Origin of the sequence: Gracilimonas qinghaiensis (assembly GCF_046602855.1) — a bacterium.
Lineage (GTDB): Bacteria > Bacteroidota > Rhodothermia > Balneolales > Balneolaceae > Gracilimonas.
On sequence record NZ_JBKINJ010000001.1, the window covers coordinates 997563 to 1020443 of the forward strand.

Below are 22881 nucleotides of genomic sequence, written 5' to 3' on the forward strand. Positions count from 1 at the left end.
GAAGGAGGATTTGAAATGGAATTTCACGGTTTTCAAAATACCTTCCCTACTATTCTGATCATTATACTGGCAATTGGGTTGATTGTTCTTGCATGGTTTTCTTATAGTAAACTGAAAAGCATATCAACAACCGGCCGCTGGATTCTTATGTCTTTAAGATCAGCTGCATTTTTAATAGTGCTATTACTTCTATTAAATCCTTATTTCTTTTCATCACGACAGGTTGAGCTAACTCCAAAAATTGCCTTATTTTTTGACAATACTGAGAGCACAACCATTAATAAAAGTGAATACAATGGACTGGAATCGTATCGAGCTCTGATTCAAGAACTTGATCTTGTCGATATAGAAAATGTAAATATTGATATTTACTCTTTCGGCGAACACGTAAAAACTTCCGTTTTAGATTCAATACAGGGAACAGCGACCCAAACAAATTTATCAGCTCCGGTGCAATCTGTTCTCGAGATGAACGATAATGTTCAGGCTGCTATCCTGATCTCTGATGGGATTATAACTTATGGCCGAAATCCCGTAATCAATTCTTTTAATTCATCTATTCCAATTTATACTATTGGGATTGGTGATACTTCTTATGTTCGCGACATTGCTCTCTCAAATATCACCACGAATACAACCGGCTACACTAATACTAACCACCTGATCAAGGCTGATATTACTCAGACAGGATTTGAAGGAGAAACGGTGAACCTCCAACTGATCACGGGAAATGAGATCATTCAAGAACAAAGATTATCATTTGAAACGAATGATCAAACCAAGCCGATCACATTTGAAATACCTTTAAATGAACCTGGCCTAAAACAGTTTGAGATCTTATCTGAACCTTTACAGGATGAATGGACACAGAACAATAATACCGGCCTTGTTTCTATAGATGTTATTGATAGCCGAGTCAGGATACTTCATCTGGCATTTGCTGTGCATCCCGACGTGAAGGCCTTGAGATCGTTAATTGAATCCGATCAAAACAATGTTTTATATTCGTTGACCTGGCTTGGCAATGACCGTTTTATCGAAGAAATCCCTAATCTGGAACAGGATGAGGTTGATCTTTTAATTGTTCAGGGACGGCCAAATACCAACGTACAGATCCCTGTCATAAGGGATCTTACCAATATCCCAATATTATTTATGGAGTTGGGAGGAATTAATACTGGAAATTTTTCAGAAAGCACCTGGAATTCCTATCGGTTGATCAACTCTGCATTGAACCCTGCTTTTCAAGCTAAACTTAAACAAAATGTGAATAGCAGTGAACATTCTATTCTAGAACTTCCTGAGGTTAACCTAAATGATCTTCCGCCTCTATTTAGCCCAAGACGAAGCGCTTTAAATGAACCACGAGCTTCAACGTTATATAACCTTGTGTATAATGGTGTTGAAACCTCCTTTCCGGCTGTATCTATTTCTGAAATGGGTAATGTTAGACGTAGTCATGTTCTGCCATGGGGTTGGTTCAAAATGGCTCAAAGCTCAGATCCGACGATCAGGGCTTTTTATCTGAACCTATTCACCAATATCATTTCATGGACTGCTAATAATCCCGATGACAGGTTGCTCAGAGTCATTCCGGAAAAAAAGATCATCAATTCGTCTTCAAATCCTTTTCTGAATGGATTTGTAAGAAATGAGCGGGGTAATCCTGAATCAGATGCTGTGATAGAAGTTGAAGTTGAGAGTGATAACTTATCAACTAGAACCTTTAATATGGAAAATATTGGGGAAGGCAGTTACCGTTTGGAGCTCCCTAAATTATCTGAAGGTCTTTATACTTTTACTGCAAATGCACGGAAATCGGGCCGGCTGATAGAAACTCAACAGGGGGAATTCCTCATATCCAATACTAGCAGCGAATACAGTGATACAAATAGAAATGATGCGTTACTGCGTTCTATCGCAAATAATTCAGGTGGGTCATACTATATTTATAATGAAATGGAAGGATTTTGGGATGAACTTCACCGTGATGGTGTCATTTCAAACAATACAGTTACAATTGAGAATTATATATTTCCGGTGAGATACATTTATTGGTTCGTTCTTTTGGTCCTTATCCTTGGTTCTGAGTGGTTTCTCAGAAAATATTATTCTCTACCCTGATTTCATTATGTCTTTCACTCCCAGATCAGTAAATGTAATGCTGGAGAACCGGAGATTCGCCCTTTCTTAATTTTATGATGTACATGTTGCTATAATCATTTTCATCGAATTGATCTACCCTTTCCTCTCCCATAACTACATTGATTAGATCTGGTGTTGTATTTGAATGCCCTACGATAAGTACGGTTTCGCCCTGATGTTTTTCTAAAAACTGACTTTTTAAATTTTTCAATTCACCAGGATTGTAAATAGTGACAGGTAATTTAAAATATTCAGCTACAGGTTGGGCTGTTTCCTTGGTTCTGTTATATTCTGTTGAATAAACCGCGTTTAAAGTGTCATAATTTTGCAATAGTGTTAATAGTTTGATGGTGCGTTTTTTCCCTGCTTCGCTAAGTGAAGGATCCTGATTTTCAGTCTTAATTTTTTCAGCATGACGGGTAAGAATAAGGACGGTTTCATCATCAGATTTGCTGGATTTTGTATTCTGAGCAGTTATTTCAAGTGGCATCAATAATGATATAATTATAAACAGGAGTGTTCTCATCGACGTAATATTTTCAATTATAGTTGGTAAATTTTGAACGATTGATTCGTGAATAATTCTAAATTGTTTCATCTTAACTGTCAATTAATTTATAAACTAAATAAACAGCGAGGATGTTTAAAAAGCAGTTGAATTTATCTAAATCGGGATTGAATCTCGTCTAAAGGAATGTAGCTGATCGTAGGCTTCTTTAATGGGTCAAGATAGGGTTGCTCGCAAGCAAAGAGTTGATCAACAATGGATTCCATTTCTTCGCGAGATAGCTTCTTACCTCTGGGTATGGCAGCCTTAGAAGCAAAAGCAATAGCAAGCTTTTCGCGAGCTTCGAGTTTTATCTTTTGGCCAAGTTCCTGATACTGATGCAACATTGAGATCAATACTTCCTCCTCATTGCCTATCTCAATATCAGCCGGCACGCCATTGATCATAGCAGTATTACCGCTTAGAAGTTGAACTGAAAATCCCATTCTCTGGATTATTGAATGCAACTCTTTTAATAAAGTGTAGTCAGATGCTGAAAGTTCAAGAGTTTGGGCAAATAATAGCTGTTGAGTGCTTGGAAGGGCCTCTTCAGTAGCGTTTATCGCTTTTTCAAAAATGATTCGCTTATGCGCTAAATGCTGGTCAATGACTGTTAGTCCGGTTCGAGTCTGAGTGAGGATATACGTATTGTGTAACTGCCAAAATCCTTTGTCCTGTGACACAGTTTTTGCTGTATCTGATTTGTTACTTAGATCCGGATCGTGAGAAAAATCTAAATTTGAAGGAGCTGAATTCCTATTGCCATATAACTGATCACTGAACTCATCACCTTGTCCCTTCACCGGATCATAACCGGTATTTATGCGGGAAGAGAAATGAAGCCCTCCATCCGTATTACGACTTGTCTTTGGTTGGTTAAAACTAAAACCTGAATCAAAACCCCTGGTTTGGTTACCGCTCAGAAACACATCTTCGTCAGGTTGAATATCAGGGACCTGAAAGTGCTTATTTAAAGCTCTGTTTACTACAGACCGAGCCAATTGAATCACACTGCGCTCATCCTCAAATTTAACTTCCATTTTTGATGGGTGCACGTTCACGTCTACTTTAGAAGGGTTTATATCAAAGAACAAAGCGTAAAAAGGATACTCGTTATTACGAGTCCACGCATCATACAAACTTAAAATAACATGCGTAAGATATCGATGTTGGAACGGTCTTCCGTTTACAAATAAAAATTGTTCACCCCTGCTCTTTTTGGCAAGTTTAGGATCTGAAGCAAATCCGTGGATCTTTACATAACTTGTTTCTTCACTGAATTCGATCAAACTGGCTTTGTAAGAACTGCCAAAAATCTGGGTTACCCGCTGTTTAAGGTCTTGAATCGGAAGATCGTATATGATGTCACCATCAGCTTCAACATAAAATGCCACATTAGTATTTGCCAAGGCTGCGTATTGAATGGTGCGAAGAATATGGCGGAGTTCAGTAACATCTGTCTTCAGAAATTGCCTTCGAGCAGGGACATTGAAAAACAGGTTACGTACAGCTATTGTAGTACCATCATCTGTAGCAGTAGGCTTGATATCGCGTTCTTCCCCTCCCCATACTTCAAATTCCCAGCCGTTTTCATCTTCAGCACGTTTTGTTTTGACTGTAACCTGTGATACTGAAGCGATCGAAGCCATGGCTTCTCCGCGGAATCCCAGTGTGCGAATTTTGAAGAGATCATCTACAGAATTGATCTTGGAAGTAGCATGCCGTTCAAAACATAGTGGAAGATCTTCTTTACTCATTCCACAACCATTATCAGAAACCTGAATTAATGTTCGCCCAGCATTTTGAATTAAGATCTTTAATTGATCGGCCCCGGCATCAATGGCATTGTCTAGAAGTTCTTTTACTACAGAAGCCGGCCGTTGAATAACCTCTCCCGCCGCAATTTTGTTGCTGATCTCGGGAGGTAACTGATGAATTATAGATTCACTGATATTATTGTTGCTCAAAGGGTTACTTAGTTAGTATTATAATGAAATTAGATAAACAACAAGGCTCAATAGTGCTGCATAGAATACTACACGAGCAAACTGAGCTGGTCTTCTTCTATTGTGTGTTTCAAATTTTATACGTTGTCTTCTTTTCTCTCTTTCATCTTTTTTGGGATCATAATACCTGTACTGATAATCGAATTTTTTGGGCTTAGGCCGGAAGCCGAACATTGGTCGGATCATAACATTACCTCATTTTTATTAGCTTAAAATGGCTAACGGGATAAATTTATCTATCACGTTTTAATATAGGGAATCAAAAGGGTGAATATCGAATTCAGAATCTGAAATATTCAGTATCCTTTATTTAAGATTTAACGCTGATATTAGATAATCATTATTTTTTTCATAGGTATTCAGTCTTCAGTGGGATGTCCTTTTGCCTCGAAATTTTGTAAACTCAAGACCCTGTTACTTTCTTCAATTTTTTAATGTTGAGGATCACGAAATAAAATTCCAAACCTCTAACTATTACTAAAAGATGAACACTGATAAAGCAAAGATATTTTATACTATTACTGATGAAGGCCCCTACCTTGCAACGCATTCCTTTTTACCCATTGTAGAAGCTTTTACCAAAGCTGCGGGTGTTAATGTTGAAACCAAAGATATATCCCTGGCTGGAAGGATTCTTGCCAAATTTCCGGATTATCTTAAGGATGATCAAATAGTATCGGATGATCTTGCTGAACTTGGTGAACTTGCTAAAAAGCCTGAAGCAAACATCATGAAGCTTCCAAATATCAGTGCTTCAGTTCCGCAATTGGTAGCTGCAATAAAGGAACTACAAGAAAAAGGGTACAATCTTCCTGACTATCCTGAAGAGCCAAAGAACAAAGAAGAAAAGAAAATTCAGGAGCGCTATAACGCTGTAAAAGGCAGTGCTGTAAATCCTGTACTGCGCGAGGGTAATTCAGACCGAAGAGCTCCGAAAGCAGTCAAGGAATATGCAAAGAAAAATCCTCATTCTATGGGTGAATGGAGTTCTGATTCTAAAACTCATGTTTCAACCATGGATGATAATGACTTTGCTCATTCAGAACGTTCAGTTACGTTAAATAATGAAGATGACGTAAGAATTGAATTCGTAGGTAATGATGGAGATGTTCATGTATTAAAGGAAAGTACCCCACTGTTACCCGGTGAAGTTATAGATGCCGGGAACTTTAGTAAGAAAGCTCTGATTAATTTTTTGGAAGAACAGGTTCAAGATGCCAAAGATAAAGGCGTCCTCTTTTCACTACATTTAAAGGCAACTATGATGAAGGTTTCTGATCCTATCATATTTGGTCACGCTGTAAAAGTATATTTTAAAGACGTATTTGAAAAACACGGTGAGACTCTAAAGGAACTTGGAGTAGATCCTAACAATGGCTTTGGAGACCTTGAATCCAAGATCAAGGAACTTGATGAGGATAAACAAGCTGAGATCCGTGCTGATATACAAAAGTGTTATGAAAAGGGTCCTGACCTGGCTATGGTGAATTCACACAAGGGTATTACTAATTTGCACGTACCAAGTGATGTTATCATTGATGCATCAATGCCGGCTATGATACGTACATCAGGACAAATGTGGAATAAAAATGACGAAACTCAGGATACCAAAGCCGTAATCCCGGAAAGCAGTTATGCCGGTATTTATCAGGAAGTGATCGACTTTTGTAAAGAAAATGGAGCATTTGATCCAACCACTATGGGTAGTGTCCCTAACGTAGGATTGATGGCTAAAAAAGCTGAGGAATATGGTTCACATGATAAAACCTTCGAAATTCCGGGCAATGGCAAAGTTCAAGTAGTAAATAAAGAAGGTAAAAGCCTTTTAGAACACGAAGTGTCAGAAGGTGATATCTGGAGAATGTGCCAAACCAAAGACGCACCGATTAAAGATTGGATCGGCCTGGCTGTACGCAGAGCTCGGGAAACAGGCGTTCCTGCTATTTTTTGGCTTGACGAAAATCGAGCACATGATTCCGAGCTCATCAAGAAGGTTAATAAATATCTGCCTGATTTTGATACTGATGGATTGGATATTCAGATCATGTCGCCTGTAAAAGCCATGCGTTATACTTTGGAAAGGACGAAAGCCGGAAAAAACACCATATCAGTGACCGGTAACGTACTGCGTGACTATCTGACCGACCTCTTCCCTATTCTGGAACTTGGAACAAGTGCTAAAATGCTCTCTATTGTACCTTTGATGAATGGTGGCGGATTATTTGAAACCGGTGCAGGTGGCTCTGCTCCAAAGCACATTCAGCAGTTCCTGGATGAAGGTCACCTCAGATGGGATTCACTGGGTGAGTTCCTTGCATTAGCTGTTTCCCTTGAACACTTAGGGAAAACGTTTGAAAACGATCGTGCTTTTGTGCTTTCGGAAGCTCTCGATGAAGCAAACACTCAGTATCTGCAAAATGATAAATCCCCCTCAAGAAAAGTAAATGAACATGACAACCGTGGAAGTCATTTTTATTTAGCCATGTATTGGGCTGATGCATTGTCTAATCAACGTAAAGACACTGAATTGGCAAATCATTTTAAGACGGTTGCGGAGCAGCTTAAAACGAATGAAGAGCAGATCAACAAGGAACTGATAGAGGCACAGGGTGATCCTGAAAATATAAACGGGTATTATTGGCCCGACCGTGAGATAGTATTTGATCGAATGAGACCTAGTAAAACTTTAAACAAGATCATTAGTTCTATTTGATCTGAAACTCATATATAACCAACAACTTTAAGTCCGGATATTACACTTGTCCGGACTTTTTTATTGATCATGCTTTCATTTTCGGAAGTTAAACCTGATTTTTTTCCAAAGTAAACGCCTTCCTGCCGGAGTTAGCAATAGAGGTAGAATCTTGTAAAATCCGTACAAGAGCCCAATGAATATGAGAATAAAAGGAATGGCATATTGTTCGTAGGCTTCATACATATACAGGATCTCCTGCCCTGCCAACATGGAGAACCAAACAAACATCGGTGTCCAAATAAGGACAGTCAGACCAAAATAAAGCGTAAACTTCCAAAAACCGGTACCTAATATCCCGGCTGTAAGATAAACAGGTAATCTGCTCCCGGGTATAAATCGGCTAAGAAATAGAATAAAAGGACCCTTTTTATCAAACCAGATAGCAGAATTAACTACACTTTCTTCTTTTATGAACCAACGTAACGGAGCCTTTCTTAAAACTGGTCTGCCTAAATACCTGCCGGCAAAATAAAGTGAGTAGTCACCAAATAATATCCCGAGTATGGCTCCCAGAACTGCATACCAGAATGGGATCAGATCGTTTACTGCCATCAGCCCTGCCCCTATAGCAGCAAGATCTTCACTGATCAAAGATGAAGTTGCGATCGCCAGTACATATAGCATATTCAATTCATTTTGGGAATCAGCTTTAACCTCATCCAGATAAGGCAGTAACTTATCCAGACTGTCTCTCGAAACAGAGTCATATCTGTTTACCGACAAAGTATCAGCATTACTTGTTGAATCTTGAGCAAAGAGATCAACAGGTATATATGCTGTAAAACATAGGATTAAAAAACTAACTGAAAATAAACCTTTCACTGCTTAAATCTTTAGGGGCTCAAATTCCCCATGTCTATGATTATACTCTTTAGTCCTTATAGTCGGCTTTAACCTTTCTGATACAGCCTTGTTCAATGCTAATGTCAGCTCTTTACGGTCATTCTTAGTGATAGTACTTTCACCAAATCTCATATAACATGTTATAGATCTGAGTTTAAGAAGTTCAAAAAAGTGGACAAAGAATGAGGTATCATCCCACCAGCATACTGAACGGTAAGCAGGTTCTTCACTTTCGGGCGTATGGTATGATAAAGCAACATACGAAACAGGAAAACGCATGCTGGCAGGATACTCTAGTAAAGGAGCTCTGAATCTTAATACTTCAGTGCCCGGACTTGTCGTTCCCTCAGGAAATACTATAATGCCCTGATTCTCATTTATATTTTTTGAAATATCACTGTTCACTCGCGTGATATCCCTTTTTCGTTGTCGGTCAATAAACAAAATACCGCAAGTCTTTACTATGAAGCCAATCAACGGCCATTGCTTTACATCACTTTTGGCCACAAAAAGACACCTTAACTGAGAGAATAAAACGAAGACATCCGCGTAACTAAGGTGATTTGAAACTAAAAAAAATGGCGGGCGAGGTACCTTACCACTTATTTCGAATTTCATTCTCATGATCACACAAACACTTTTGCCCCAATAATTGAGTAGATAGCTCCTGTACTTTTCATAATTAAGCCCGATCAATGATAACACTAACACAATCATGATAAGTGAATAGAAAAACAGTGTAGTCACCAAAAACCCACTCAATTTAATTACTGCTGCTATGTGCCTCATATTATATTTTAATACTGTAATAGTTTAATTTATCGCGTCGAAATATAAAAATGCCAATGTAAACTTTAACTGTTCCCAAACTGTTACTATGTTTATTAAATGTTCTTCAAGTATTTAAATAGATAAAATTTATTGCTAATCTTGGCTAATGCTTTATTATAAGAAATATATATCATCTCAGGATAAGGATTGGGTAATTTTTGTCCATGGAGCCGGCGGCAGTTCCTCTATTTGGTTTAGTCAATTACGGGATTTTAAAAAGCATTTTAACGTTCTTCTGATCGATCTTAGAGGACATGGAAAATCTAAAGACCTACTTCAGAAATATTACGAAGAAGATTATTCTTTTGAATTCATTAGTCAGGATGTTATCGATGTTTTAGATCACCTGGATATTGATAAAGCTCATTTTATTGGGGTCTCATTAGGAACTATTATTATCAGAACGATCGGTGAAATTGCCCCTGAAAGAGTAAAATCTGCTGTTTTATGTGGCGCTATTACCCGATTAAATGTTCGCTCACGTATTCTTGTATTTCTTGGTCATACTTTTAAAAGATTCATCCCTTATATGTGGCTCTATAAATTTTTTGCTTGGATCATAATGCCTAGAAAACGTCATGCCAAATCCAGGAATTTATTCATTCGTGAAGCAAAGAAGCTATATCAAAAAGAGTTCTTAAGATGGTTTAAACTTACAAACGAAGTAAATCCCTTATTAAGATACTTTAAAGAAAGAGAAGTGAAGTCCCCAATGCTATATGTTATGGGAAGTGAAGATCACATGTTCTTGCCTCCTGTTAAATCAATAGTAAAGGAGCACAAAAACTCGAGCTTGAAAGTCATCGAGAACTGTGGACACGTCTGCAATGTGGAGAGACCCGGTGCTTTCAACAGGGTCTCAATTGAATACTTAAAGACCCATTCTTGATAAGCTTACTTATCATTCATTTGCTATACCAAAGAAATCACTCCTTACCTATCTGCTCACTTCTTCGGTATTGTCCCGAAGTGTAAACAACCAGGCCTCATCGTTAAATGAATCTCTGACCTCATAAGTTCTATCTACTGCTTTATCAAAATCAGCATATCCTTCGTAGGCTACATAGTTGAACCTGGTTTCAGGATTGAAAAGGATTCTGGTATTATAACCTTCTCTTTCAAGGCGTTCTCTAAACCTTTCAGCATTGCCGGGTACCAGGAATGAACCGCCTATGATGAAATATTTGATATCAGTATTGATATTATTTTTAATGATCTCCTCTTTTCCACCGTTGGCTTTGTACTCAAGATACTCATCTAAACTAAAAGCTTTAGGAACAACAACCATCAATTCAGGTTTTTGAACAGGCATGCTGAGTTCTTTTGCAATTTCTTGCTGTTCCTCTGAAAGGTCTTCTTTTATCTCTTCTGTTTTATCTTCTTCTTCAATTGTTTCAGTTGTTTCTTCAGAATCCTTTGGCTTTTCAATTACCACTTCATCAGAAGTATCTATCGCATCAGGACTTAAAAACTTTCCCTCTTCTCTAGAAAATACTCTGTCGAGGTCCGCACGCATATCGTCTCTTGTGTTATTGAGTACGTCACGCTTTGTAAGCCTTGCATTGTCAAATCGGGTTCTGACCGGCTCTACAAGTTCTGCCTGAACAATAATGATCAATTCATTTTCCAAAAAATCCTTTGAATTGAATCCAAACAGATACTTGAGCACCGGTATGTCTTTCAATAATGGTATACCTCGGCGAACAGTTGTTTCTTCCGTTCTGTATAAACCAGCGACATAGGTTGACTCCCCATTTAAAAGTATAGCTGACGTTGTAGCTTCTTGTTTATTAATGATTGTACTTACAACATCAGGCTGCGCTGTTGATCTTTCAACTTCTAATTCCAAATAGACGAAAGATGTATCTTCCTGAGTAATGATCTGCGGGGTAACTGTAAGTATAGTACCTGTACTAACAAAGTTATCAGTCACGTTACCAGCAATATCTCTTTGTTTGATCGAGAAATCCTGGCCTACCTGAATATTTCCTTCTTCCCCATCCACAACCTTGATGGAGGGAGTGGCAAGCACTTTACCCAGATTATCAGCTTCAAATGCACTAAAGAGCGCCTGTACGCTGATACCGGGGCCAAATTCACCCATATTTACGACTGCGTTGAATGCGTTTTGTGACACACTTTGAGCATTAAAAGAATTTATTGCTACAAACTGATCATTAAAATCAGAAGTGGGTATTGATTCGTTACCTTCTCCACTCACATAATCATTCAAATTATCAGGAACATCACTTGTTAAAGTTGACCAATCAATACCTATTTCCTGCAAGGCTCTTTTGTTACCCTCAAAAAATGTGGCATTTATTCTTATTTCCCTTGTTTCTGTAGTTGGCAGTATAATACCCGTACCGCCTTGTCCTGTTCTATTTCCACCAGTTGCCTGGGTAGTATTTGTTATAGTTTCATCTATGGGGGTTACAATTTCATAATACTCTTCAAACTCAATCAACTCAAGGTCCTGGAACCGAATAATGTATTCTAGGGCATCTTTCCAATGCATAGCCGGAAGGTTGACTCCTATTGCTCCACTATACCCTGAGTTATCAACTATGAATCTATCCTCGTACTCCTGCGCAAAAGTGTCAATTATCTCAATGGCCTCGTTATAGGTTGTACTCTTATTGAAAGCAACAACTTCATCAGGATTAGTATATTCCTTGAGAGGGTCAACGATCTGAGCTGAGGCTACCTGAGGCACAACGTTCAACAGTAAAACCGTGAAGAGAGTAAATAACAAACAGTATCTATTTAAAAGTGCTTTCATTGTGTTCATCGCTCTAACTCCAAGGTAACTAGTTCCGTGATGCCACCTTTATTTAAATTGAAAGTAGCCGTTTTATTATTAATATCAATAGACTGAAGAGAACCGAGATATACATCATCTCCGACTGTCAGAGATTGTACACTTCCTCCCTGATCAACTATAAAAATTCTGGATGCGGTCATGCCAATTATCCTGCTTTGTTCTATATTAATAAGGTTGTCGGTATTTGGCGGTACTGAGGGCTGAATAAGCGGATAAAAAGAATTATATACTGAAACCTGTTGATTTCTGGTCAAAATATTAGTTCTCGTTACATTTTCCTGAATTGGGATTCGTTCGTAATAGCTTTCCAATGTGAAATTGAATGTAATATCAGTTAATTCCTGTGCCTCATTATTACCACCGGGTGGAACCAAAGATAATGCCGTTACCTTATTGAGTAACTGACTGTTTTCTATTGTATTTATAAAATTGACAACGTTTTCAAAGTTTCCGTAACCATTCAAGTTGGAGCGAATAATGCCATATTGATCCTGTGCGGTAGAGTCAACAAAATTAAAGTCAAAAAATACTCTTAGATTCTCTGAACTGTTTCTGATAAAATTCAGGTAGTCGAAAACGTCATCAGGATTAGGGGTTTTGTAAAGGGATTTATCATAGTTCTCTATGATAGATAAAGCATTTTGATAATTTTCATTGAGTTGAGGAAAGGCGTCACTGATCGCTTTCTTATTGTTATAATCCTGTTGTTTTTCTTGTAATGCAGCCTCCAATTTGTCCAGTTCCGGAACTTGAATGAACTGAATATAGGCAAAAGCACCACCCCCCAACAATAAGAGTGCAACTAAAAGAATAATGGTATTTCTAACGCCGTATGACAATTTATTCCCCTATTATTTCTTGTATTCCCTGAACATTCTCAGGTGTATATATATTTTCGTCTTCAAAAAAGCTTTCCACAACATATCTGAACTCAAAGACTTCTTCTAACCTGATTTCTGCTGTAGTGACGTTCAATAATGTTGCATCATTAAAAAGGTCTGCAAGCATCGGTATTCTATCTCTATACCTTGCAACACCGGCTAATTCAATGCTATTATTCTGATTTTGTCGCATTGCTGTGATCCACAGTGAATTAATATCGCTTACACCACTGTTGAGCTGATCAAGATTGGTTGACCACCTCAGTGTTCCCTGATTTAGTTCACTTAGAAGGGCTAATTTGGATTGTATCTGACCTAATTCATTAGTTATCTCATTAGATCGCTGAACTGTTGATTCAAGTGATCGAATCTGTGCTTCCAGGGTACTGATATTACCCTCAAGTCGATCTATTTCTGATGCATTTTGTGTGATAAAATAGTTCGCCACCATCGGAGTTATGAGGATAAGGAATAGCAACAGAAACCCATGCCATTGAAGCTTAAAGATCTTTTGTCGGTCATCTACATACTTGGGTAAGAACGAGATATTAGGAAGTACGTCAGATCGATGCCCGGAAGCGGCCCAGGCTGCACCAATAGCTGTAGTAAAAGATGATATAGTTGATTCATTGATATTTTCAGTATCAAGGAAATCTTCCTGATAATGAAATTCAGAAACATCAACGTCCTGAAATCTCTCCTCAAAAAATTCAATGGCAGAATCGCCAAGAGAATTGTTACAGATTATCAGTCTGTCCAGGTTTGGAACCTCGCCGGTATCTAACTGGAATAAGATCTTACTGAATACTGTATTTAAAAACTTCTTACTATTTACCCCTTCAGTTATTATTGGTGATACGATCCAAAGCTGATCTCCCCTCAAGAAGATCACACGACAGAATTCTTCACCAAACTGAACAACACCTGAAATACTATTTTCTTCGAGCTCGTAATTTGCTCTGATAAGCCCTAATAAGAGTATCTCCTCAGGAAGAACCTGATTTATAAATAACTTTCCTCTGTAAAGATCTTGGGTCCTATTTAATAGCGTTAGTAGCTGAGGTTCATCATCAATGGATGTTAGTAGTAATGCTCCATCATCCCTTACTGTGTAGGAATAAAAATCTTCGCCTTTCGGGACCCCGTGCAATGCTTCTAATCTATCGTCTACAATAACCTGCAGGTCTTTTTTCTTGGTATCAGAAAAGTCAGTATCCTTAAGGATCTGAAATATGGTTTGTCCCGCCGGAATACTTATTCCAAGATCAACCCGGTCTGAACTTATAGAACTCAGTAAATTATATAAAAGCAGTTCATTGGAAGCTGGTGCACCGGCTTCGTCCACCATATCAGTATCTATGACCTGCTCTGAAGTATCATCCAGATCTTCAAAATCAAGATCATTCAGATCATCATCCAGGTTTTCCAGATCAAGTCCATCGTCTTCATCTTCATCTTCATCAGAATCCAAGCCAAAGATCAATTCTTCATCATCAAGGTCCTGATCCATCTCAAGATCTTCAAAAACAGGTTCAGCTTTTTGCTTTTGAAGACTTTTTCTAGTTTTTAAAGGCTCTATCAGCCTGACTTGATCAAGACTTACAAGTTCTAATTTCTTTCCGGCCACTTTAAGTTTGGCAACTTTAAGTGAATCACCTTCTACAACAATACCTGTATATGTCTTGTTTTGGAACATGTACTATCCGTTAGTAGTTAATTTCACTTAATAATTGCAAGATCTTGGTCTTATTGTTCGCATGGTTTAAAGCCGTTTCCTTGGAAATAACACCTTGAGTATAAAGCCTTTTTAGGTCTTGTTCCATAGTATTCATCCCACGCTCACCACCTTCCATCAACATCTGATAGATCTCGCTTATGTTGTTGTTACGTATAGCAGCACGAACAGACGAATTTACGACCAAAACTTCTTTGGCCAGAACCCGTTTTCCATCAAGACTGGGCACCAGTTTTTGGCTGATCACACAAGTCAATACGTCGGCTAGTCGGGTTCTTACACGATTTTGCTCTTCCGTTGGAACCTCTCCCAAGATACGTTCAATACTCTCCATGGCTGAAGAAGTGTGAAGTGTTCCAAAGGTTTTGTGACCTGAGTCAGTGATCTCTAATGAGGTCATAATAGTATCGGGATCTCTCAACTCACCAATTACAATGATATCCGGATCCTGACGCAGCGATTGTATAGCCCCATCTTTAAAGGACTCTACATCTCTGCCAACTTCCCTGTGCCTCACCACAGACTTAACTGGCTTGTGGATCAGCTCAACAGGTGATGCTATGATCACTATATGCGAATCGACAGTTCTGTTGTTAGCATCAATGATCGTATCAAGCGTGGATGATTTACCGGATCCGGTAATACCGGTGATGAGTGTAAGGCCGTATTTGTAATATTTTAGACTAAGAGCCTTAGCAATTTCACTGTGAACACCTAAAGTTTTAAAGGGACGGATTGTATTATCGATCTTCCTCATATTCAAAGCAAGATGCTCAAGATCGAAATACATATCAGCACGAAACCGCTGATTCTTGCTCTCATCCAGAGGTATACTGTAGGAGAAATCAAGATTTTTATCTTCGATCAATTTTCTCCTCTGTGAAGGAAGGATAATATTATGAAGCAAGACATTGGTCTGATCGTGTGTTAAACCTGTTGGGTTTTTGGCAGGACTCTTGTTTCCAAAAATACGATACCAGACCTTTCCATCACAACCGGGCCCGCCTATGTCGATATCAGATGCCTCATTTTTGAGCATTCTGACTAGCAAAGAATCAACCACGCTGGATAATTGAGATCGATGCTCATCGTCCAGGTTATCAATAACCTTTCCAATAGCCATATGCCGGTCAATTCCTCGCATTGAACGAGGAACCTGATCTATGACTGGCTGAACTAATTCATTAATTTTATCAGAGATTTTAGCCGTCTCCATATACAAGCCAATAACATTTTAAGATGACACAGTAATAGATGTTTTTGTAGATGATATGTTACAAACTAAATTAATTTAATTTAATAAAACAACATTAAATTAATTGTACCCTATAATTTAGCTATATCCTATTACCAATTGGTATCGTTCAACAACCGTTTCTTAAGGTTTAACAACTGAACATTCATGTTGCTGATCTTTCTTTGCTGTATTTCAATGATATTTTTTGTGAATATATTGAAAAGCTTTTCAGGCTTTTTGCGAAAGAAATTTAAAGCCTCATACCGTTCATACCTCAGCAGTACGCAATCCCCGTCAGCTGTTACCTTTGCCATTCTGTTATTTTTACTAAAAAGAAAAGCTTCACCTAAAAAATTACCCTCGCCCAGTGTTGCCATTTGAATGTTGTCTTTCCAGATACTGACTTTACCCTCTGCAACTAAGTAGGCTGAATTTACATATTCAGATTCATTTAATATCACTTCATCATTTAAAAAACGTTCTTCAACGCCCAGTTGCAAAAATTCCAGTACGTCCTCATAATGGAAGTTCTTCAGAAGCAAAGGAGGCTCCTTGAGGAATTTCTTTATATAGTCCGTCATTAGTTCATCACTGGAATTTGAATTTTCACTGCTCATAGTAAACCCCTATAATAGTTACCGCTGACAACAAGTCGCTATCTGTAAAGTTAATATTAATTTTCAATTTTTACCTCTTATTAATCCTCAATAGTTGCTGCTATGACTTCTTCTATTGTTGAAATTCCTTCTTTTATCCTTTCACGACCTGAACCACGCAAAGTGAGCATGCCCTGAGACATGGCCAAATCCTTGATCGCGCCTTCATCAATGTCACCACCGGCATCAAGGATCATTTGCTTGACTTCTTTAGAAAAATACAGAGCTTCATGTATACCGGCACGACCTTTATAACCTGTGTTATTGCATTTTTCACACCCTCCGGGCTTATAAAAGGTAGTAGTCTCAATTTCTTCATCTGTAAACCCTAATCCTTTTGCCATTTCTGGATGGGGTTGAAATTCTACCTTACAGTTGTTGCACAGCCTTCGAATAAGTCGCTGAGCCACAACAAGATTTACCGCATTGGCAATAAGAAAGGGCTCCACACCCATCTTAAACAAACGTGAGATAGCACTGGGCGCATCATTCGTGTGAAGGGTTGAAAAAGTAAGGTGACCCGTATTCGCTAATTTAATGGCGATCTCTGCTGTTTTAAGATCACGCATCTCACCCACTAATACAATATCGGGGTCATGACGCAAGATACCACGAATAGATTGATCGAAAGTCATGTGATTACTGATCTTAAGCTGCCTTGCACCCTCTATGATATACTCTACCGGTTCCTCAACAGTCAATACATTCTTAGTTGGATCGATCACATAATATAATGCAGCAACAAGAGTGGTAGACTTACCACTACCGGTCGGGCCGGTTATGATAACAATACCAGAAGGTTTTTTGATGGATTTAATGAAATTTTCCTTAGCATTCTTCTGCAGTCCAAGCTTATCGAGATCGCGTATAACATTTCGGTCATCCAAAACCCGAATTACAATAGACTCAAATTTTCGATCAAATTGTTTACCCACGATAGGCATAATGGATACACGATAACGAATACCCACACCGTCAATCTGCCGCTGAATAAAACCATCCTGGGAGGCATCCCTTTCAAAACGATCAACGTTTCTTGTTTTATCCTTTATTACAGCAGTGATAGCCTCAGGTTTAACATTTTTCTGCTGATACCAAAGCTGAAGCTTACCATCAACACGAAAACGAATATCCGTAGTAGTTGGTGAACTTGGCACAATGTGCATATCACTTACACCCTGCCGCACCGATTCAACAAGCATTCCCTCAACCAAAGAGTTGAGCATGCTTTGATTGATCTCAGCATCGATCTCTTCTTCATCAACTTCTTCCTGATCTTTTTCCAGGTCAGGTTCTTCATAATCTATTTCTTCAAGCAGATCAAGGAATTCATTCTTTTGCTCATAAACCTTTGAAAGAATTTCTTCAACAGATTCATACTTGCAATAAACAAGTTCTGTCTGTTTGAAATTGATCTTATTGAGGATATTCTGAATATTTGGGTCAGACGGGTCTGCCGCTGCAATTACAATGGCATCTTGAGTCTTCTGATAAGGAACTGCCTTATGATGGACCAATTCATCTACGATCTCTTTGGATAGTTCGTCAATGTTTTCTTTAATGTGATCAAGCACTTCACCTGGGATATCCTCAACATCTTTAAGCACTTCCCGGAAAGCATAGATGTTAGCAATCTCTTTCATGATCGTGTGCCGGCTCAGCCCAAGATCCTGAGAAAGAATCTGCCCTAAACGCCTATTACTTTCCTTTGGCTCCTCAGATAATATCTGCAACCCTTTTTGAAGCTGTTCATCCGTAATAACGCCTTTATTGACAAGGATATCACCTATATGTCTGCGGATGTTTATTTTACCCATTTATTACTTCTATTGTTTATACGCCCGTATTTGGTTGAATGATCGCTGATTCAGAGGATACGACCGTAATTGCGATCAGTGCAATCATAATAAATAAATTTACAAATAAATTTATCATATCAATGACTGATTGCATTTTATAAGTTGTTTGAAGCTCGTAATATTCAGCAAGCTGCTTGGCGTTCTCGCGCAATGCTCCTGACTCTGCACCAAGCCTGAATCTACTTAATGCTGTATTAGTAAAAACACCGGTCGCTTCCATAGATTCTATCAGACCGGCACCATCCTTAAGCATTCTTCTTATAGCCACTTCCTTGATCTGCTTTTCCATATATTTATTACGGCAGGCTTCGGCAGCAACTTTTATAACCTCAATATTCTGTCCGGAACCGCTGTAAAGCGTGTAAAATACGCGAGCAAAGATCTCAATGCTTGTTTTGTGGAGCAGATCCCCGATTACAGGAATATTTATGATGTACTTATCTTTAAGAAGTTCACCTTTCGGTGTTTTAATGAAATAAATAAAGGCTGAGATCGGGATAAGAAATGACATTAAAATTAATATCCAGTTGTCACTCAACCAGTAACTAAACTCCAAAGTTGCGGCAGTCATAGGTGGGAGTGCAATATCAAACTCTAGAAATAACTCAGCCGTTGCCGGGAAAATATAACCCACATAAAACAAAATCACCCCAATAACAGCCAAAACCGTTACAGCAGGCATCATCAATGAACGACGCATATTCTTCTTAAACTCAGCATCCCGTTCAAGGAATTTAGCGGTACTTTCAAATACGAGGGCCATATTACCCGATGTGGAAGCAACACTTAACATATATGAGGCAAACTTCCCAAATACATCCTCATGCTTGCCATACACTTCATCTCCCTCTTTACCATCCTTAAGGTCTTTCTGAATAGTCTTAATAACCTCTTTCATGCGTTTATTCTGAGTATCCTCATAAAGAAGGTTCAGGATCTCATCATATGGCAGCTGTTGGTTAAGGAGATCGGCAGATAAACTGATAAAGGTTACAACTTCATCGTGGGGAACGCTGCCTTTAAAATCAAACAGCTTCTTGTTTATACTTTTAACCTTATAACCAAGTTTTACTAAGGCCTTTTCAAGTTCTTCTTTACTGTACGCCTCCTGCTCTCCTGTAACTACGGTTTTACCGGCACGTTGCGCTTTATACATGTACACTTTCTTTTCATCAAGCGCCTGTATCTTCAATCCGTTTGTTTTTGACAAGCGATCAACTTTGTTCTGTGCTTGCTTTTTGTTGTCAGCCTCAAACTCAGTTTGTACAACCTTGCCTTTTTGGGAAATAGCTTTAAGCCTGAATTGTGCCATAGTAACTTTCTCTGCTGCTTGTGGGTTCTATACATTTATAACCCGATAATGATTACTTGAAATAAAAAAATATTTAAACAGTGAACAAATTATTTATTCTTCATGTAACCAAAAACACTGTATATATCTATAGATGGTGCGATAAACTACATTATTTTAGCAAATAAGCATAATGATTTTGTCACATTTATATATATGAATCAGATAAATAGCACTCAAAAATTTGGTATTACTTAGAACTGTGAGAATCTCATAAGAATTAAAGCTATAATTATTTACTGTTTTTTAAACTGATGCGGTCTATCTTCACAAAAAACATCCTATGACCAAAGAACAAGACGGTAATCCTTATATAATTATTTTTGCTCTGTGGCTACTGGTATTTGCCGCGAGTAGTCAGGTCATGATCATCTCTCCTATTCTCCCCCGAATCAGTGAACAACTCGGTACACCTCTTGAGATCCTAGGAAATCTTGTAACGGTATATGCAGTCATGGTCGGTGTTTTTGCGATCATAATGGGGCCACTGTCAGATAAAATAGGTCGACGTAAAATTCTACTGATCGGAACCGGTGGCATAACCATTTCCCTATTTCTTCACGGTCTTGTTGATTCTTTTTGGGGACTAATGGTAGTTCGAGCCCTGGCAGGTATGGCCGGTGGTGTGTTAAGCGGTGCTGCTGTTGCCTACGTCGGGGATTATTTTCCCTACGAGAAACGTGGTTGGGCAAACGGCTGGATCATGAGTGGGATCGCCATGGGACAAATACTCGGTATCCCGCTTGGCACCTTATTAGCTGATATTTCCGGCTTTCGGATTCCATTTGTTCTGTTTGGGGGAATTATGGCCCTTACATTTATTCTAACCTATCTAAAGGTACCTCAGCCAAACGTGGAGTTATCAAAGGATAAGATCACATTCAAGGGATCTTTCGATAAATATTTAAAACTACTTAGGAGAAGTGAGGTGCGAGCAGTGGCCCTGGCATATGTTGTCATGTTCTTAAGCGTATCAGTATATGTGGTCTACCTACCTACCTGGCTTGAAGAATCATTTGGCGTGAGTGGAACCGCTATAGCATCGCTTTTCTTTGTTGGAGGAATAGCTAATGTCATAACCGGTCCTATAGCCGGTAAAATTTCGGATCGAATTGGCCGTAAAAAGATCATTATTATTTCCTGTCTGGGTTTATCCTTAGTCATGCTTATCACTACTTATGTTATTAAGGATTTTTGGGTGGCCTATATCATCTTTTTCCTGACCATGGTTCTTATTGCTATGCGGATAAGTCCATTTCAGGCCCTGTCAACACAACTTATAAAATCCGACAACAGAGGGTCTTTGATGAGTTTGTTAGTTGCTATCGGACAGGTTGGGTATGGTGTTGGAGGATCCATAGCAGGGCCGTTTTATGTAAAAAGTGGATATGTCAGCAACACGATCATTGGAACTGTCATGATTCTGATAATGGCCTACATTGTCTGGAAGCATGTACCTGAACCTGATTTTAATTCTGAAAAAGCACACTCACCTACTGCAGCCTGAAACTGACCTTCAAATGAGCGCTGGTGCCAGCTTTACCTATACCGTTACTGATATAAATGGTAAACCAATGCCGGCCGGAACCCAAATAAATGTTGAAGCCGGTGAGGGAATTGAAGTAACCGGTGCTACTGATTTCACCTTGGGTAATCGCTTGTTTCCCGGAGCAGGCTCAACCGAATTTAATTTTTCAATAGGAGATACCGATGAAAATACGAATGATGCGGCTGATCTGACCATAAAGATCACACTCACCTCTCCTTCAGGTGAAGAGACAGTATTTGATCAGATATCCGGAACAAGAAGAAAAACGGCTAACTAAACTGTTAAACTCTTTTAGTAATTATTTGAAGTCCGCTGGGTTCTTTCCCGCGGACTTTTTTTGTTTTAATTGCCCCTTAACATCTGTTACCTTCTGAGAAGAAAATTTATAACGAAATTACAAGTGGTTCATTTATGAAAGTAACGGTAAAAATGGAAACGGCAGGACGAAAAGGGAAACAGGTCTCTGTGATTAGAGGTATAACTCACAACCCTCAGGTCATCGAAAAGCTTGAAAAGAAATTGAAAACACAATTAGGGACCGGTGGAACCATCAAGGGAAAGACCATCGAAATTCAGGGGGACCATGTGGATAGAATTAAGAAGATCCTGGCTAAGGAAGGATATGAGGTGGATTAGGTTCAAGGTGTTAGGTGTTAGTGATTTTGAACCTTGGATTTCTATTTTCAAAATTTAATTTTGTAAGGAATTTGAATTTCATCGCTCTTACTTCAAAAGTAAACCATATATAAAATAAGAAGAGTGAAAAATTTCAAAAATCTTATTGTTTGGCAAAGAAGCATGGAGCTGGCAACTGAAATCCGTCAAGTCGTATATAAATTACCTAAATACGAACAGTTCACCTATCGCGACCAAATAATCAGATCATCTATCTCAATTCCATCGAACCTTGCTGAGGGAAGCAGTCGAGAGAGCAGAAAAGATTTTAAACGATTTTTAAGAATTTCACTGGGTTCCAGTTTTGAACTCGAAACTCAACTACTGTTACTAAGGCAGGATAAAATCATTGAACCTAGTGATCTGACCAAAGCACTAGTTTGCAACGACGAAGTTCAAAAAATGATCCATACTTTGCTAAGGAAATAAACTAACACCTAAAACCTATTCCCTAACACCTATAATTTAACTTTACTCTCCTGTTTAGGATCCAGATCATATAGTGATGAGGCTGTTGCCTGGATAGTCTTGTACCATTCGTTGCCAAATTTGTCGTTGATGGTGTAGAAATCCGCGAAATCCGGCTTTCGAATGGTCATTTTCCACTCTTGTGTTTTGGACTTGAAGGTAGGATCCACGTGCAGCAGTTCATGATATAACATCATCTCCTTGGTATCATTATCAAGCATATCCCAAAGCTCACCTGAGATCTCGATCAGATAGTCATTGCCCGAATAATGCTTTACCTCACGGCTCGCCTTCATACATTTGGCAGCCCGCTGTTTAGATAAGTTTGGATAAACAAGAAAGTACCCTATCTCAGCCGGACCAAATTCCATTTTGTGCTTTTCGATCACCTTCTTTGCAATGGCTTCCACCTCAGGCGATTCCATGAGTTGCTTGGTTGAATGTACAGTCGGCTCAGCGTTTAAAAAATCGTTCTCTGGCATGAATAGAATTTAGTTTTATTGTTAATATTTTCTTTAT

General features: G+C 38.7%; 19 protein-coding genes. 7 read left to right on the top strand and 12 right to left on the bottom strand.

The window, feature by feature from the left end; translation table 11 throughout:
• Positions 1 to 15: 15 nt before the first annotated feature.
• Positions 16 to 2124, top strand: coding sequence for a vWA domain-containing protein (locus tag ACKGJO_RS04440; RefSeq protein ID WP_411322195.1), 2109 nt, complete (start codon positions 16 to 18; stop codon positions 2122 to 2124).
• A gap of 25 nt (positions 2125 to 2149) precedes the next feature.
• Here the strand turns inward: ACKGJO_RS04440 and ACKGJO_RS04445 are convergent, their stop codons facing one another.
• Positions 2150 to 2743, bottom strand: a complete 594-nt coding sequence (locus ACKGJO_RS04445) for a SixA phosphatase family protein (protein ID WP_411322196.1) — start codon at positions 2741 to 2743, stop codon at positions 2150 to 2152.
• Between the two features lie 62 nt (positions 2744 to 2805).
• Positions 2806 to 4659, bottom strand: coding sequence for a DNA mismatch repair endonuclease MutL (gene mutL / locus ACKGJO_RS04450; protein ID WP_411322197.1), 1854 nt, complete (start codon positions 4657 to 4659; stop codon positions 2806 to 2808).
• A gap of 523 nt (positions 4660 to 5182) precedes the next feature.
• On the opposite strand from mutL, the gene ACKGJO_RS04455 reads away from it, so the two are divergent.
• A complete protein-coding gene (locus tag ACKGJO_RS04455; protein WP_411322198.1) occupies positions 5183 to 7411 on the top strand; it encodes an NADP-dependent isocitrate dehydrogenase in 2229 nt (742 codons plus the stop codon).
• Between the two features lie 75 nt (positions 7412 to 7486).
• On the opposite strand, the gene ACKGJO_RS04460 is transcribed toward ACKGJO_RS04455, so the two are convergent.
• Together ACKGJO_RS04460 and ACKGJO_RS04465 are read right to left on the bottom strand one after the other, a co-directional pair.
• Positions 7487 to 8275, bottom strand: a complete 789-nt coding sequence (locus ACKGJO_RS04460) for a DedA family protein (RefSeq protein WP_411322199.1) — start codon at positions 8273 to 8275, stop codon at positions 7487 to 7489.
• 3 nt (positions 8276 to 8278) lie between these two features.
• Entirely contained in the window at positions 8279 to 8914 is a 636-nt protein-coding gene (locus tag ACKGJO_RS04465; RefSeq protein ID WP_411322200.1) for a lysophospholipid acyltransferase family protein, read from the bottom strand.
• 319 nt (positions 8915 to 9233) lie between these two features.
• Between ACKGJO_RS04465 and ACKGJO_RS04470 the strand changes: the two genes are divergently transcribed.
• Positions 9234 to 10016 carry an alpha/beta fold hydrolase gene (locus tag ACKGJO_RS04470; RefSeq protein ID WP_411322201.1) on the top strand — a complete coding sequence of 261 codons (783 nt, stop codon included), beginning with the start codon at positions 9234 to 9236 and terminating at the stop codon, positions 10014 to 10016.
• Between the two features lie 48 nt (positions 10017 to 10064).
• On the opposite strand, the gene ACKGJO_RS04475 is transcribed toward ACKGJO_RS04470, so the two are convergent.
• The 7 genes from ACKGJO_RS04475 to ACKGJO_RS04505 form a co-directional block, all read right to left on the bottom strand.
• Complete coding sequence (locus tag ACKGJO_RS04475) at positions 10065 to 11909, bottom strand: type II secretion system protein GspD (protein ID WP_411322202.1); 1845 nt, start codon at positions 11907 to 11909, stop codon at positions 10065 to 10067.
• A gap of 5 nt (positions 11910 to 11914) precedes the next feature.
• A complete protein-coding gene (locus ACKGJO_RS04480; RefSeq protein WP_411322203.1) occupies positions 11915 to 12790 on the bottom strand; it encodes a hypothetical protein in 876 nt (291 codons plus the stop codon).
• Between the two features lies 1 nt (position 12791).
• Complete coding sequence (locus ACKGJO_RS04485; RefSeq protein ID WP_411322204.1) at positions 12792 to 14528, bottom strand: PilN domain-containing protein; 1737 nt, start codon at positions 14526 to 14528, stop codon at positions 12792 to 12794.
• 10 nt (positions 14529 to 14538) lie between these two features.
• Positions 14539 to 15783, bottom strand: a complete 1245-nt coding sequence (locus ACKGJO_RS04490) for a type IV pilus twitching motility protein PilT (RefSeq protein WP_411322205.1) — start codon at positions 15781 to 15783, stop codon at positions 14539 to 14541.
• Positions 15784 to 15914: 131 nt separating this feature from the next.
• Complete coding sequence (locus ACKGJO_RS04495; protein ID WP_103663906.1) at positions 15915 to 16421, bottom strand: Crp/Fnr family transcriptional regulator; 507 nt, start codon at positions 16419 to 16421, stop codon at positions 15915 to 15917.
• 80 nt (positions 16422 to 16501) lie between these two features.
• On the bottom strand, positions 16502 to 18277 hold the full coding sequence (locus ACKGJO_RS04500; protein ID WP_411322206.1) for a GspE/PulE family protein: 1776 nt from the start codon (positions 18275 to 18277) through the stop codon (positions 16502 to 16504).
• A 16-nt stretch (positions 18278 to 18293) separates the two neighbouring features.
• Positions 18294 to 19631, bottom strand: coding sequence for a type II secretion system F family protein (locus ACKGJO_RS04505; protein ID WP_411322207.1), 1338 nt, complete (start codon positions 19629 to 19631; stop codon positions 18294 to 18296).
• A 322-nt stretch (positions 19632 to 19953) separates the two neighbouring features.
• Between ACKGJO_RS04505 and ACKGJO_RS04510 the strand changes: the two genes are divergently transcribed.
• From ACKGJO_RS04510 to ACKGJO_RS04525, 4 genes are all read left to right on the top strand, one after another.
• A complete protein-coding gene (locus tag ACKGJO_RS04510; protein ID WP_411322208.1) occupies positions 19954 to 21177 on the top strand; it encodes an MFS transporter in 1224 nt (407 codons plus the stop codon).
• Positions 21178 to 21190: 13 nt separating this feature from the next.
• Positions 21191 to 21496: a hypothetical protein gene (locus ACKGJO_RS04515; protein WP_411322209.1), complete on the top strand. Its 306-nt coding sequence runs from the start codon at positions 21191 to 21193 to the stop codon at positions 21494 to 21496.
• Positions 21497 to 21630: 134 nt separating this feature from the next.
• The gene (locus tag ACKGJO_RS04520) at positions 21631 to 21855 is read left to right on the top strand and encodes a translation initiation factor (protein WP_411322210.1); all 225 of its coding nucleotides are present in this window, start codon (positions 21631 to 21633) and stop codon (positions 21853 to 21855) included.
• 123 nt (positions 21856 to 21978) lie between these two features.
• Positions 21979 to 22323 carry a four helix bundle protein gene (locus tag ACKGJO_RS04525; RefSeq protein WP_411322211.1) on the top strand — a complete coding sequence of 115 codons (345 nt, stop codon included), beginning with the start codon at positions 21979 to 21981 and terminating at the stop codon, positions 22321 to 22323.
• A 29-nt stretch (positions 22324 to 22352) separates the two neighbouring features.
• Here the strand turns inward: ACKGJO_RS04525 and ACKGJO_RS04530 are convergent, their stop codons facing one another.
• Positions 22353 to 22844 carry a putative metallopeptidase gene (locus ACKGJO_RS04530; RefSeq protein WP_411322212.1) on the bottom strand — a complete coding sequence of 164 codons (492 nt, stop codon included), beginning with the start codon at positions 22842 to 22844 and terminating at the stop codon, positions 22353 to 22355.
• Positions 22845 to 22881 lie beyond the last annotated feature (37 nt).